The sequence below is a fragment of the Christiangramia sp. LLG6405-1 genome (assembly GCF_045055805.1).
Lineage (GTDB): Bacteria > Bacteroidota > Bacteroidia > Flavobacteriales > Flavobacteriaceae > Christiangramia.
The window spans coordinates 2,857,461-2,872,092 of the sequence record NZ_CP159330.1; the positions used below are offsets into that span (position 1 = coordinate 2,857,461).

A 14,632-nucleotide genomic window follows, 5' to 3' on the forward strand; every position below is an offset into this window, starting at 1 on the left:
GCAGGAAGTCAAGTTCTAACAATTAAAAAGTATAAAATGAAAACAGCATATATAGTTAAAGCATACAGAACAGCAGTTGGGAAAGCTCCCAGAGGTGTTTTTAGATTCAAAAGACCTGATGAACTTGCTGCAGAAACCATCCAGTATATGATGGATAAGTTGCCAGATTTTGACAAGACTCGTATCGATGATGTCATGGTTGGTAATGCTATGCCAGAAGCAGAACAGGGATTGAACGTAGGTAGATTAATTTCCTTGATGGGATTAAAGATCGAAGACGTTCCGGGTATGACCGTGAATAGATACTGTGCCTCAGGATTGGAAACAATCTCTATTGCCACGGCTAAGATCCAGATGGGAATGGCAGATTGCGTGATCGCCGGTGGTGCAGAAAGCATGAGTTATATCCCAATGGGAGGTTATAAGCCGGTGCCAGATTATGAGGTTGCGAAAGCAGGTAATGAAGATTATTACTGGGGAATGGGTCTTACTGCGGAAGCGGTAGCGAATAAATACAATGTTTCTCGAGAAGATCAGGATCAGTTTGCATACGATTCTCACCAGAAAGCTATCAAAGCTCAGCAAGAGGATCGTTTTCAGGATCAGATAGTTCCAATTACCATCGATGAGACTTATGTGGAAGATGGTAAAAAGAAGACAAGGTCTTATACCGTAAATAAAGATGAAGGTCCTAGAAAGGATACTTCTGTAGAAGTTCTGAATAAATTGAGACCTGTTTTTGCTGAAGGTGGAAGTGTTACTGCCGGAAACTCGTCGCAAATGAGTGATGGTGCTGCCTTCGTAATGGTAATGAGCGAAGACATGGTTAAGGAACTGAATCTTGAGCCTATAGCAAGAATGGTAAGCTATTCCGCAGTGGGTGTTGAACCCAGAATTATGGGTATTGGACCGGTTCATGCTATTCCGAAGGCTTTAAAACAAGCTGGCTTGAAACAGGATGATTTGGAGCTTATCGAATTGAACGAGGCATTTGCTTCGCAGTCACTTGCTGTAATTCGGGAACTCGGACTGAATAAAGAAAAACTAAATGTGAATGGTGGTGCAATCTCGATGGGACACCCACTGGGATGTACTGGAGCAAAACTTTCAGTCCAGATATTTGATGAAATGCGTAAGCGTGACCTTAAGAACAAGCATTGTATGGTAACAATGTGCGTTGGAACGGGACAGGGAGCTGCCGGAGTTTTCGAATTTTTAAACTAGTAAATTAACTAACAGGCAGGTTTACTGTCAATATTAAAATTATAATGAGTACAGATACAACTAAAAAAGATCTTCTTCGCGGTGGTCAGTTTCTTGTAAAGGAAACTAAAAGTGAAGACGTTTTCACGCCGGAAGATTTTAATGAGGAACAGAAAATGATGCGTGATTCCGTTCAGGAATTTGTAGAGCGCGAGATCTGGCCTCATAAAGAAGAATTTGAAAAGAAAAATTATGCTTTAACTGAAGAGGTAATGCGCAAAGCCGGAGAACTAGGTTTTCTAGGTGTTGCGGTGCCTGAAGAGTATGATGGTTTAGGGATGGGCTTCGTTTCTACGATGCTTGTTTGTGACTATATCTCTGGAGCTACAGGATCTGTGGCTACAGCTTTTGGAGCGCATACTGGGATTGGAACAATGCCAATCACCTTATATGGTAACGAAGAACAGAAGAAAAAATACGTACCAAAATTAGCTACTGGTGAGTGGTTTGGAGCTTACTGTCTTACTGAACCAGGTGCAGGATCTGATGCAAATTCAGGAAAAACCAAAGCTGTCCTTACAGAAGATGGAAAGTCATATTCTATAAGCGGACAGAAAATGTGGATCTCCAATGCTGGTTTTGCAGATGTATTCATCGTTTTTACCAGAATTGAAGATGACAAAAACATTACCGGTTTTATCGTAGAGAACGAAGAAGGTAATGGGATTAGCTTTGGAGAGGAAGAAAAGAAATTAGGAATTCACTCTTCCTCTACCCGTCAGGTTTTCTTTAATGAAACCAAGGTGCCAGTAGAGAATATGCTTTCAGACCGTGGAAATGGTTTTAAGATAGCTATGAACGCGTTAAATGTAGGTCGTATTAAACTTGCTGCAGCTTCTTTAGATGCACAGCGTCGTGTAACAGATCTTTCAGTTAAATACGCAAATGATAGAGTTCAGTTCAATACTCCCATTGCTAAATTCGGAGCTATAAAATCTAAGCTTGCAGAAATGGCTACTTCAGCATATGTTGGTGAAGCAGCGTCTTATCGTGCGGCTAAGAATATCGAAGACCGTATCAATATTAGATTGGAAGAAGGTAGTTCTCATGCAGATGCTGAACTTAAAGGTGTTGAGGAATACGCGATCGAATGTTCTATTCTGAAGGTTGCATGTTCAGAAGATGTTCAGAATTGTGCTGATGAAGGTATCCAGGTATTTGGTGGAATGGGATTCTCTGCAGATACTCCAATGGAGTCTGCCTGGAGAGATGCCAGAATTGCTCGAATCTACGAAGGAACCAACGAGATCAACAGGATGTTATCTGTAGGAATGTTGGTAAAGAAAGCAATGAAAGGACATGTTGACCTACTAGGACCAGCAACGAAAGTAGCAGATGAGCTTACTGGAATTCCTTCCATGGACAAACCAGATTATTCTGAACTGTTCGCTGAAGAGAAGGAAATGATCGGTAAACTGAAAAAGGTTTTCTTGATGGTTGCAGGTAGTGCCGTACAGAAATTCGGTCCACAATTAGAAGAACATCAGCAATTATTATTAGCTGCATCAGATATTCTAATAGAAGTGTATATGGCTGAATCTGGAATTCTTAGAGCAGAGAAAAATGCCAAGAGATTTGGAGTAGATAACCAGAAGGAACAGATTGCCATGGCAAAACTTTATCTCTACCATGCAGTAGATACTGTGAATACTAAGGCTAAAGAGGGAATTGCTTCTTTTGCTGAAGGAGACGAGCAACGTATGATGCTCATGGGTCTTAAGAGATATACTAAATATACGAACCTGCCTAATATTGTGGCACTTCGGAATACGATCGCAGAGAAATTAACTTCTGAAAATAAATACTGTTTTTAGAAACATTCTTTTAAACTGAGAAAAACCACCCGAAAGGGTGGTTTTTTTATTTTTATACTAATTGTTTCAATAATGTTATAAATTCCCTTAGTTATCGTTAATTGTTTTTAAATATTTAAATATATTGGCTCTAAACCAAACAATAACTTAACATTATGAAGAAAGTTTTTCTTGGAATGGCCGCTGTGGCCTTCCTATTTGCTTCTTGTGAGCAAGATCCTACAGAAAACAGTGTTGACCAGGAAGTAGCTCAGGTAGACATGAGTGATTTTTATCTTTACACAGATGCTGAGGCAGACGGCAAAAAGACTGAAGATGACAAAACGAAGTGTTACTCTATGAGAAACCTTAATCGTTTATTGAACCAGAATCCAGGGCTACACAAGAAAATGTACGATGTAGAACAAAATACTCGGTCTATTCTGGCTAAGAATGGAAACGGCAAAGGTAAACCAGGATCTGGTGATGGTGGCGGAACCACTGAGCCACCAGTAGGTGATAATCTTGGAATTGTAGATATTCCTGTTGTAGTTCATGTTATTTACAGTAACTCTCAGGAAAATATTTCTGATGCTCAGATCAACTCTCAGATTTCGGTTTTAAATGATGACTTTAGAGCTTCCAATAATGATGCAGGTAATGTTCCTAGCGAATTTGCTGGATTAGTTGCAGATTCAGAAATCAGTTTTACTCTTGCAGGAGTAAACAGATACAGTGATTCAAGATCTGAATGGGGAACTAGTGATGCAATGAAATATGCTTACCCTCCAACCTCTCCTTCTAATACTCTAAACATCTGGATTTGTAACATTGGTGGTGGTATCCTTGGATATGCACAATTCCCTGGTGGACCAGCTTCAACTGATGGTGTAGTAATTTCTCCTCAGTATTTCGGAACAACTGGATATGTTGCAGCTCCATTTAACAAAGGTAGAACAGCTACTCACGAAGTAGGACATTACCTAAACCTACGTCACATCTGGGGTGATGGAAGATGTAGACAAGATGATTTCGTTGCAGATACTCCTTCTTCTGATGGACCAAACTACAGCTGTCCGTCTTACCCTACTGTTAACTGTAGATCTACAGATATGACTATGAACTACATGGATTACACTAATGATGCTTGTATGTATATGTTCTCTGAAGGTCAGAAAGCTCGTATGAGAACAGTTTTCGCTAGTGGAGGACCAAGAACTGGTTTCGTAAACTAATCAACCAAAATTATAACCACCTAAGGCCACCTTTTAGGTGGCTTTTTTCCTTTACCAGCCAGCCTTTCTTTTTTAAAATCTAAATTTGAGTATCTTAGTTGACCGACCAAAGAAATTACTCATGAACCGCTCCTTACGCCACTTGTGGCTATGTATTTCCATTTTATTTTTACAACAAACGGCTTTTGCATTCCAACAGGAATCAGAAAACAAAAAATCCAAAGACCAGGAATTGCCCAGTAAGGCAACCGTCCTTAGCGACTCAGCCGCTGTCGCTACTAATGACATTGGAGAGTATGCAGATGCCTACTACCAGACCCAACAATGGAATGATGGTATTGGCTTCCCTCCTAACACTATAAATCTGCAATCCCCTCAAGCAGCTCTGGAACATTTTATAATACAGGCCAGAAACAACAATTACGAAGAAGCTTTGTATGCAATGAATTTTAATTTATTGCCCGATAATATTTCAAAAGCAGATGCAGCGATACTTGCGGAAAAACTACATTTCGTTCTTGAACAACGAATTTCTATTGGGTGGGATGGTCTTCCTGATCGTCCCGATGGACAAATTGATGTTAGTACCTCAACAAATAAGGCTGTAGCTGGAAAACCCAGAAGAAGTCTATTATTTGGTACTACTACCCTGGACAATCGTGATATTACTTTCAGGGTTCAACGGGTGAAGTACAAAGATGAACATCCAATCTGGCTAATTTCTTCACAAACAGTAGAAAATACGGAACCTCTTTATACGGCCTATGGTCCAAGAAAACTGGATAGAATGATTCCTGAATGGATTAGTTTTGAAGTTTTAGGAATACCTATCTGGAAAGTTGTAGGAACCCTGTTACTCATTCTCATCTGCTACCTAATCGCAAAAGGAGTCAGCGCTATCATAAGAAAAGCATTTTCGGGTGTGGATCGATACTGGATCCGGAATATTGCCTATAGATTGGCATCACCTGCAGGCGCTGCTATTGGAATCCTGGCTTTCTATTTATTGCTCAATAACCTGATTTCATTTACCGGATCCCTTGCAAAAGGTATTTACACTTTTATTTTAATTGTGCTTATATCGATTTTCACCTGGTTGATCATGCGCGTAATTGACTATGTCATGGACTTCTTTGCTGTGGAAAAAGTAGGCGATGTGAGAACCGAAGAAGATAGCAAAGCGAAAAGCCTGATGACCTATATTTCGGTAGGTAGAAGAATATTTATTTTTATAATCGTAATTATTGGTGCTTCAGTCATATTCTCACAATTTCCATCTCTTGAACAACTCGGTATATCTTTAATGGCTTCCGCAGGAATCGCTACAGTAGTAGTTGGTATTGCAGCCCAGAGTACGTTAGGTAATATTATCGCCGGTGTTCAAATTGCACTTACTCGTCCCGCTAAAATTGGTGATGCAGTGATTATTGAAGGTGAATATGGGTTTGTGGAAGACATCACATTTACTTATATGGTTGTTAACACCTTTAAATTAAGGAGATTGGTCATACCTCTATCTGATGTTATTACTGAAAGTTTTGAGAATCTTTCCATGTCTAATCCACAGAACATTATGGAGATCGAGCTATTTGTAGATCATCGGGTAGACGTTCAAAAAGTACGTGAGAAGTTTACAGAATTATTGAAAGCATCAGATGACTGGGATGGTGATGAGGAGAGATCGCCACTAGTAGAAGCATCTGGAATGGATCACAATTACCTCAAATTGAGATGCCTGGTAAGTGCCAAAGATTTTCCAACTGCATGGACACTGCATTGTGAGCTTCGAGAAAATATTATGCGATACATCAGTGAACTGGAAGACGGAATTTACTTAAAACGGGAGCGCGTTGCACTGGACGATAAATATTCAGAAGAATCTAAGGAAGATTTCAAAGAGGATAAAAAGGGCTAAAACGTTATAGGTTAATCTTCTGCAAACCTGAAGCAACTTAGCTTTCAATATTTTAAATTTAGAATATCTAAACCTGAATTATGCTCGAATTGGAAAAAAGCGGACTTCTATACCTCGTTTCAGCGCTTGTCATTTTAATGATAAGTTTCGGTCTGGCATTCTATATCATCAGGAAACTTGGTAAAAACCCAACCAATATACTTCCGGTTAATTTTGCTCATAAGATTCGGTTGCCTTTATTGATCTTTCTAGCCTCTATTATTGCCAGAATAGCGATCATCAGTAAAATTTTCAGGTTTGAAGCCACCTATGAAATTGTTGGTCACCTAAGTACAATAGGTATTATTCTAAGTATAGCCTGGTTTCTAATCTTATTGTTTAGAGTAGTTAAAAAAAGAATGCTCAAGAAGTACGATATGGCTAGTGATGATAATCTCAAAGCCAGAAAGGTTTACACCCAGTACATGATCCTTGAGAATATTGTCATTTTCATTATCGTAATACTTGCCGTTGGAATTGCTTTGATGAGTTTTGAAAGTATACGTTCTGTCGGAATTAGTGTATTGACCTCAGCAGGTATTGCCGGAATCATTATTGGTCTTGCTGCACAAAAGGCTATTGCTACTTTACTCGCAGGTATACAGATCGCCATAACTCAGCCAATCCGCCTGGATGATGTCGTGATCGTTGAAGGTGAATGGGGTTGGATCGAAGAGATAAATCTTACCTATGTGGTGGTTCGGGTTTGGGACAAAAGAAGACTGGTAGTTCCCACAACATACTTTATTGAAAAAACCTTCCAGAACTGGACAAGAAGTTCCGCAGATATATTGGGAACAGTATTTATTTATGCTGATTATGGTCTGCCTTTAGAACCGCTTCGGGAAGAGCTTACAAGGTTATTAAACAACACTTCTCTCTGGGACGGTAATGTTAATGTGCTTCAGGTTACAAATACTTCGGAAAAGACCGTGGAGTTAAGAATATTGGTAAGTGCAAGAAATTCTCCTACGGCATGGGATCTTCGTGTCTACTTGCGAGAAAAATTACTGGATTTCATACAAAAGAATTACCCAGGACATCTTCCGAAGGCCCGGGTAAGTATAGAAAAAGATCAGGAATTAAATTAATCCTGAAATAAGGCATTTTCTGCAGAAATTCCTTTTGAGAAATTCGCAGCTGTTTCAATAAGTGCTAAATGAGAATAAGCCTGTGGAAAGTTCCCGAGTAGGCGTTTGGTTTTAAAATCGATATCCTCACTAAATAAACCTAAATGGTTACTATAAGATAATAACTGATCAAACATTTCCTTTGCTTTCTTCTTCTCTCCAATTTTATAAAGACTATCAATTAGCCAAAAGGTACAGATCGTAAATGACGAGGTTGGTTTTCCAAAATCATCATTATTCTTATATCTATACATAAGGCCATCTTCGCAAAGTTCCCGTTCAGTAGCCTGGACTGTGCTTACGAATCTTGGATCATCTGCTTCAATAAAACCGTAAGGTTGCATTAATAGTGTTGATGCATCAAGATCTGCCGAACCATAGGATTGAGTATAAGCCTGTTTTTCCTCGTTCCAGCCATTCTCATAGATATCCTGGTAAATTTCTTCTCTTAGTGCGATCCATTTGGTATCGTTGATTCCCATTCTTAGAACCTCACCAATCTTTATAGCTCTGTCTACGGCTACCCAGCAAAGTAATTTTGAAAATACAAAGTGCCTGTCTTCTGTACGAAGCTCCCAGATACCTTTATCTGGTTTCTTCCAGTTTTCTTCCACGATCATGACAATACCACGAACCACGGTCCACAATGCTTCAGAATTTTCAAGCGAAGTTTCGAACATGAGGAATTGCTGATAGATCACTTCCATCAAAATTCCGTAGATATCGTTCTGCTTTTGGATATACGCTGCATTCCCAGTACGAACGGGACTGGATCCTTCATAGCCCTTTAAATGACTTAAAATATGTTCTGTTAATTCCTTTTCACCGTTGATCCCGTACATGATCTGGATCTTCTCATCTTTATGCGGAATAATATCTATAATAAATTGAAGGAAATCCTTGGCAGATTTAATATGTCCCAGACCTGCCATCACTTTAATCACCATCGATGCATCACGAATCCAGCAAAAACGGTAATCCCAGTTTCGCTCCTCACCTATTGTTTCAGGCAAACTTGTAGTCGCAGCGGCTAGTACAGCACCAGACTTTTTATAGCTCAATGCTTTAAGTACAAGCGCACTTCTCATGATCTCCTGCCCGTAATGGGTATATCTGGTTGTATTATCTGCCCAGTTCATCCAGTAAACTTTTGTTCTCTGGAATTTCAAATAAGATCTGTCCAGGGTCTGTTCTACCAGTTTTTCATGATAACCGACCAGGCAATATGCATTTCCGGTTAATGTGATCTCCTTTTGTTCCAGGATATCATTCAGGTTTAAACTTGAATATAGATAAGCAGAATCGTATTTACCTTCCTTGGTGAAGCTCTTTATATAATCACCCTTATTCTCGTTATAGGTTTTTTCTCTTGCAAAATCCAGTTTCGGATCATATTTGATTCTGAATTTTGGTTCACCTTTCATTAGTCTGAAGAATCTAATAACATCTGGCGGCGCATAATAAGATCCATCTTCACGAGGATACCTGGGCATAAAATCTATTAGCTGAAAGGCATCAGTTCCATTATCGAACACCGTACTTAAGATATTAGTTTCCCAAAGATATTCTTGCTTCACATTATAATCGTCGCCGATCAGTATTTCAAAACTTCCTCCAATTTCATCATCAAGTATTTTTGCGAAAACTGCCGAGGAGTTAAAATTTGGCATACAGCACCAATCCAGGGAGCCTGTTTTGGAGATTAAAGCTGCACTTTTACAATTACTTATTATTCCGTAGTCGAGATTATCCATATATCTTAAAAATCTTATAAATCAATGGCTGTCTTAAATGATTTTCGGAAATTTAATAAAAATCAATTTCGCGACCACGGCATTTATAATTAATTATGAGCAAAACAATCATTATTTCCAACCGCTTACCATTGCAAATTTCTATTTCTGAAGATCATCTCGAAGTGACACCTAGTGTGGGAGGACTCGCAACCGGCTTAAAATCATTTCATAAAGATGGAGACAGTATCTGGATTGGATGGCCAGGAATGACTGAAGAAGAAATTCCCAAAAATCTGAAGGATGATGTTCAGCAAAAAGCCCGTGAAGAGAATTGTGTAGCCGTCCATCTGAATGCTAATGAGATCGACGGCTTTTATTATGGCTTTAGTAATCGTACCATCTGGCCTCTATTCCATTATTTTATGGAGTACACCGAATCTGACGATGATTACTGGCATACTTATAAGGAAGTAAATCAAAAGTATGCAGATGAAATACTGAAACATTATAAAGAAGGTGATGTAATCTGGGTTCATGATTATCAACTTTTACTGGTTCCTAATATGGTAAGAGAACAGGCACCAGATGCTATCATTGGATTCTTCAATCATATCCCTTTCCCATCTTATGAAGTTTTTAGAACGCTTCCGTGGAGAGATGAAGTTTTACAGGGAATGCTTGGGGCTGATCTTATTGGTTTTCACACTTATGATTATGAAAGACATTTTTTAAGTTCTGTTAGCCGTATTCTGCGACACCAGGTAGATTTTAACCAGATCACCCTTCCAGACAGGATCGTTAAAGTAGATTCTTTCCCTATGGGTATCGATTATAAAAAGTTCGAGCAGGCTGCACTTGATCATTACGAAAGTACTTCCGCAGACCAGTCTGAATTACAGAAAAGACTGGATCATCATTTAGAATCTACACCAGATGCTAAGTTGATCCTTAGTATAGACAGACTGGATTACACAAAAGGTATTGCACACCGTATAAGAGCTTACGAATACTTCCTGGACAAGAACCCTGAATATATAGAAAAAGTGCGGCTGGTCATGCTGGCTGTGCCTTCAAGATCGAATGTGCCTCAATATAGAAGACTGAAACGGGAAATTGATGAATTGGTTGGACGTATCAATGGGAAATTCTCTACCGTGAGCTGGACACCTATCTGGTATTTCTATCGTTCCATGCCGTTCGAAAACCTGATCGACCTTTATACGACCTGTGAGATCGCCTTACTAACACCAATACGTGATGGAATGAATTTGGTAGCTAAGGAATATATCGCCACGCGAACAGATCATACAGGAGTTCTGATCCTTAGTGAAATGGCCGGAGCTGCCCATGAGATGAATGAAGCGCTGATCATTAATCCTAATAATTTCGAGCAGGTGGCCGAAGCACTGAAAACCGCTTTCGAAATGCCAAAGGAAGAACAGATCGAAAGAAATAAAATGCTTCAGAAACGATTAAGACGATATAGTGTAGAAAAATGGGCAGGTGATTTTATGAAGTCTCTTAGATCTACAAAAGAAAATAGAGATTCTTTCCAGTCTATTAAGATTAATTCTGAAATTTCACAGGAAATCATGACTAAATTTCAGCAGGCCGATAGAAGAATTTTATTCATTGATTATGACGGAACACTAGTAAACTTTACAGACAAACCAGAGAATGCCCGCCCTGATGCCGACCTTAAAGAACTTATACGTGATCTTAATGCCGATGATAAAACAGATGTCATATTAATAAGTGGTCGAGATAAAGACACTTTAGGAACCTGGTGGAAAGATGTACCGGTAGAACTAATCTCTGAACATGGAGTCTGGATGAGACAGATTGATGGAGAATGGGAACTTTCAGAAAATGTGAAAAGCGAGTGGATGGATGCAGTTCGTCCAGTGATCGAAAATTTTGTGGATAGAACACCAGGTACATTCATAGAAGAAAAGAATTATTCTCTGGCGTGGCATTACAGAAAAGCGGATCCTGAACTAGGAGAGATTCGTGCCAATGAATTGAGTACAACTTTAAAGGAGCTTATTTCCAATCGTGGACTAAGTGTGCTGGAAGGAAATAAAGTGCTGGAGATTAAAAGCAGCGGCGTGAATAAAGGAAAGGCATCTACAAAGAAACTGGTAGGAAAAGATTACGATTTCATTTTCGCCATTGGCGACGACTGGACAGATGAATATATGTTTGAAGATCTTCCGGAAGATAGCGTTACCGTTAAAGTGGGCATTAAAAAAACAAGTGCCAGGTACTATGTGGAAGGCACACCGAAAGTTCGCACCTTGCTAGAAAATTTCCGTGAAAATAGCTGATCATTTTATGTTGTTAAAATATTTATGAATACTATCGAAAATTTAATTATACATTAACTAGCAGAAAATGGCATAGGTTCAATTTCTATTTAATTTAGCCCCTGAATTTAAATCGAACCAATTTAAAACCAAATATTATGAAAGCAGGAAAATTATTATTAGGACTAGTATCAGGAGCAGCTGCAGGAGCAGTACTAGGATTACTATACGCACCGAAAAAAGGAACAGAAACGAGAAAAACTATTGCTGATACAAGTAACAGTTATATCAAAGACGCTAACAGAGGAATCAACGATTTTACAGATTCTCTAAACCACAAAATGGAAGCTCTTAAATCTAAGACTAAAGCTGGTTTTGCTAGCAATAAGTCTGAAGAAAAGATCAACCAGGCTAAAGCAGAAATGCACGAAATGCAAGCCTAATTTTTTTGGATCATAAAGATCAATAAGTCAAAGCTCCGGTGTTACCGGAGCTTTCTTATTTTATAGAGTTAAATAACTTCCCTATTTTTAAAAGAAATTTCCATTTATGATGAGAACTACCTTTAAAACTGCTATTCTAATGCTAGGTCTATGCACCATATCTTATACTTCTGAAGCTCAGGACACAGATGAGAAGATCTACGAGATCATTCAGAATGTAAGTGCAGATCGGATCGAAAACGATATTCGAAAACTCGCGGATTTTGGTACACGAAACACATTTAGCGACACAGTATCTGAAACTCGTGGAATTGGCGCTGCCAGACGTTGGATAAAATCTGAATTCGATAGGATCTCTGGGGATTGCAACAATTGCCTAGATGTATTTTATCAGAAAGATTACGTAACTCCAGATGACGGACAAAGAATTCCTAAGGAAGCGTGGGTAGTAAACGTAGTTGCTATCCAGAAAGGGAGCAAGTATCCTAACCGTTACGTAATAATGAGTGGTGATATTGATTCAAGGAATGGCGATACCATGGATTTCACTACAGACGCTCCCGGAGCGAACGATAATGCCAGCGGAATGGCTGGAACCATGGAAGCCGCAAGAGTCTTATCCAAATATGATTTTGAAAGCAGTATCATCTATGTAGGTTTATCTGGAGAAGAACAAGGTCTTTTTGGTGGTAAAGGTCTGGCCGAATATGCAAAAAAAGAAGGCTGGGATATTATTGGTATTCTTAACAATGATATGATCGGAAATATTGAAGGTGTAGATGGAGTGATTGACAATCGAAGTTTCCGAATCTTTTCTGAACCAGTTCCACCTACCGAAACAGAAAACGAAAGAAGAATGAGAAGATTCTATGGTGGTGAAGTTGATGGAATCTCACGACAACTGGCAAGATATATACATTCGAATGTTGAGACCTATATGCCAGAAATGAACCCAATGATGATCTACAGACTGGATAGATTTGGCCGTGGTGGTCATCACAGACCTTTCAATGATCTTGGTTTTGCTGGCGTTCGTATCATGGAAGCTCATGAGAACTATAACAGGCAACACCAGGATATTCGAACGGAGAATGGTATAGAGTACGGTGATGTGGTAGCCGGAGTGAATTTTGACTATGCTGAGAAATTAACAGCGGTAAATGCTATCAACCTTGCTGCTCTGGCCTGGGCGCCACCAGCACCTGAAAAAGTTGAAATTGGTGGAATTGTTGAACCAGATACGAAGTTAAAATGGGATGCAGTTGATGGTGAGATCGCTGGTTATAAGATCTATTGGCGAGACACTACTTCACCACAATGGCAATATTCCAGGTTTGTAGGGGATATCACAGCGTTTACTTTAGAGGGAATTGTAATAGATAATTACCTGTTTGGAGTTGCTGCGGTTGGTAAGAATGGCCATGAAAGTTTGGTTGTTTTCCCTAGTGGAACCTTTAGATAAATTATAATCTAGAACTATAATTAGAAAGCCAGGGCAACAGTCCTGGCTTTTTTGATGCGTTGTTTCTAATTAACAATACTTTACACAATACTTAAATCTTTTTGGCACTACTCCGTAGTACTTTAGAATAACCAAAAAATCAACAGTATGGCAGAAATAAAAATTAGGAAGAAAAAACCAGTTTGGCCGTGGATTCTTTTAGTGATTATCCTCGCAATTATTGCGTTCTTATATTTCTACGGAAGTATGGCTGAAAACGATGATAATGAAATTGATGAGACTGATGATATCACGTTGATACATGAGAGCTCTGATGTAAACACTAACCTCCTGAGTTAAAATTTTAGTTATGAGTACAACAGAAAAACGCCTGGTGCATTTAAGCCAGTTAAAAGGATACAAAGTAGACAATCATGATCATGATATTCGTGGATGGAAGCTACTGGATCGAGATAAAAAGACAATAGGAAAAGTAGACAACCTCTTAGTAAACAAAGAATTGGGAAGAGTTGTCTATGTAGATGTTCAGGTAGAACAGGACATTATTGACAGGAACCATGACCCCTACTCCACTCAACACCAAAGTGAGTTTAAGGAGTTCATCAACAAAGAGGGTGAAAATCATATCATTATTCCTATTGGACTAATTGATATCAACGCTAAAGATAAATACGTATTTACAGATGGTATAGACTATCAGACTTTCGCCGAGACCAAGCGTTATCGATCAGGTACAGATATCAGTAGAAACTATGAACATCATGTGTTGGGATCCTACAACAGAGACAGAGATCATAATAATCATGATGAGTTGCAAACGACCGAAAACACTGATCGTAACAGATCTAGTTTAGATGAGTCCATAATAAATGAAAATCGCGATCATGGATATGATAAGCTTTCCGAAGAGGAGAGAAGAGTAGAAAGAGAACGCGAGAATATGCAGTATTCTTCGAAAGACCGCAAAGCTGCGGTAGATACAAGGATTGATACCGGCCGGGACGACCGTCAATTTTTGGATCGTAAGGTTGGTGAAGAGGTAAATACTTCGAAACACACGAAATCGCAGGATGATTCCTATTCCGGGCGATCTTCAAACGATTCTAGAAAACCTATAGATGACCACCATCGTTCCCAGGATTTTCACGATAAGCATACAGGATTCAAACCTGAAAAGTCAATCGACGAAGATCAGCACTGGCAGCATGACGACAGGAATTTAGATGATTCTGAAGATTTTTATAATCGTAGGGAATTCAACAGAAGAAAATAATACAAAGGGACTTTAAAAAGTCCCTTTTTTTTGATTT

The 14,632-nt window shown here is 39.0% G+C and carries 11 protein-coding genes; 10 read left to right on the forward strand and 1 reads right to left on the reverse strand.

Translation table 11 applies throughout. The features are described 5' to 3' along the window. Positions 1-36 precede the first annotated feature (36 nt). The 5 genes from ABVM50_RS13145 to ABVM50_RS13165 all read left to right on the forward strand — a co-directional run bounded on the left by ABVM50_RS13145 (position 37) and on the right by ABVM50_RS13165 (position 7,336). Positions 37-1,224, forward strand: coding sequence for an acetyl-CoA C-acyltransferase (locus ABVM50_RS13145; RefSeq protein WP_405198976.1), 1,188 nt, complete (start codon positions 37-39; stop codon positions 1,222-1,224). Positions 1,225-1,268: 44 nt separating this feature from the next. Next, positions 1,269-3,077 (forward strand): acyl-CoA dehydrogenase family protein, encoded by a 1,809-nt coding sequence (locus ABVM50_RS13150; RefSeq protein WP_405198977.1) that lies wholly within the window; start codon positions 1,269-1,271, stop codon positions 3,075-3,077. Between the two features lie 155 nt (positions 3,078-3,232). Next, complete coding sequence (locus ABVM50_RS13155; protein ID WP_405198978.1) at positions 3,233-4,291, forward strand: zinc metalloprotease; 1,059 nt, start codon at positions 3,233-3,235, stop codon at positions 4,289-4,291. An 85-nt stretch (positions 4,292-4,376) separates the two neighbouring features. Then, entirely contained in the window at positions 4,377-6,206 is a 1,830-nt protein-coding gene (locus ABVM50_RS13160) for a mechanosensitive ion channel family protein (protein ID WP_405198979.1), read from the forward strand. An 80-nt stretch (positions 6,207-6,286) separates the two neighbouring features. Further along, positions 6,287-7,336, forward strand: coding sequence for a mechanosensitive ion channel family protein (locus tag ABVM50_RS13165; RefSeq protein ID WP_405198981.1), 1,050 nt, complete (start codon positions 6,287-6,289; stop codon positions 7,334-7,336). Here the strand turns inward: ABVM50_RS13165 and ABVM50_RS13170 are convergent. Beyond that, positions 7,333-9,129: a glycoside hydrolase family 15 protein gene (locus ABVM50_RS13170; protein WP_405198982.1), complete on the reverse strand. Its 1,797-nt coding sequence runs from the start codon at positions 9,127-9,129 to the stop codon at positions 7,333-7,335. The genes ABVM50_RS13165 and ABVM50_RS13170 overlap by 4 nt on opposite strands. A gap of 95 nt (positions 9,130-9,224) precedes the next feature. Here ABVM50_RS13170 and ABVM50_RS13175 point away from each other — a divergent pair, with 95 nt between their 5' ends. The 5 genes from ABVM50_RS13175 (at position 9,225) to ABVM50_RS13195 (ending at position 14,595) form a co-directional block, all read left to right on the forward strand. Continuing rightward, on the forward strand, positions 9,225-11,438 hold the full coding sequence (locus ABVM50_RS13175) for a bifunctional alpha,alpha-trehalose-phosphate synthase (UDP-forming)/trehalose-phosphatase (protein WP_405198983.1): 2,214 nt from the start codon (positions 9,225-9,227) through the stop codon (positions 11,436-11,438). 137 nt (positions 11,439-11,575) lie between these two features. After that, positions 11,576-11,860 carry a YtxH domain-containing protein gene (locus ABVM50_RS13180; protein ID WP_141877937.1) on the forward strand — a complete coding sequence of 95 codons (285 nt, stop codon included), beginning with the start codon at positions 11,576-11,578 and terminating at the stop codon, positions 11,858-11,860. Between the two features lie 139 nt (positions 11,861-11,999). Then, positions 12,000-13,322 carry a M28 family metallopeptidase gene (locus tag ABVM50_RS13185; RefSeq protein ID WP_405200711.1) on the forward strand — a complete coding sequence of 441 codons (1,323 nt, stop codon included), beginning with the start codon at positions 12,000-12,002 and terminating at the stop codon, positions 13,320-13,322. 147 nt (positions 13,323-13,469) lie between these two features. Then, complete coding sequence (locus ABVM50_RS13190; protein ID WP_405198984.1) at positions 13,470-13,661, forward strand: hypothetical protein; 192 nt, start codon at positions 13,470-13,472, stop codon at positions 13,659-13,661. 10 nt (positions 13,662-13,671) lie between these two features. Beyond that, positions 13,672-14,595, forward strand: coding sequence for a PRC-barrel domain-containing protein (locus tag ABVM50_RS13195; protein ID WP_405198985.1), 924 nt, complete (start codon positions 13,672-13,674; stop codon positions 14,593-14,595). Positions 14,596-14,632: the final 37 nt, after the last annotated feature.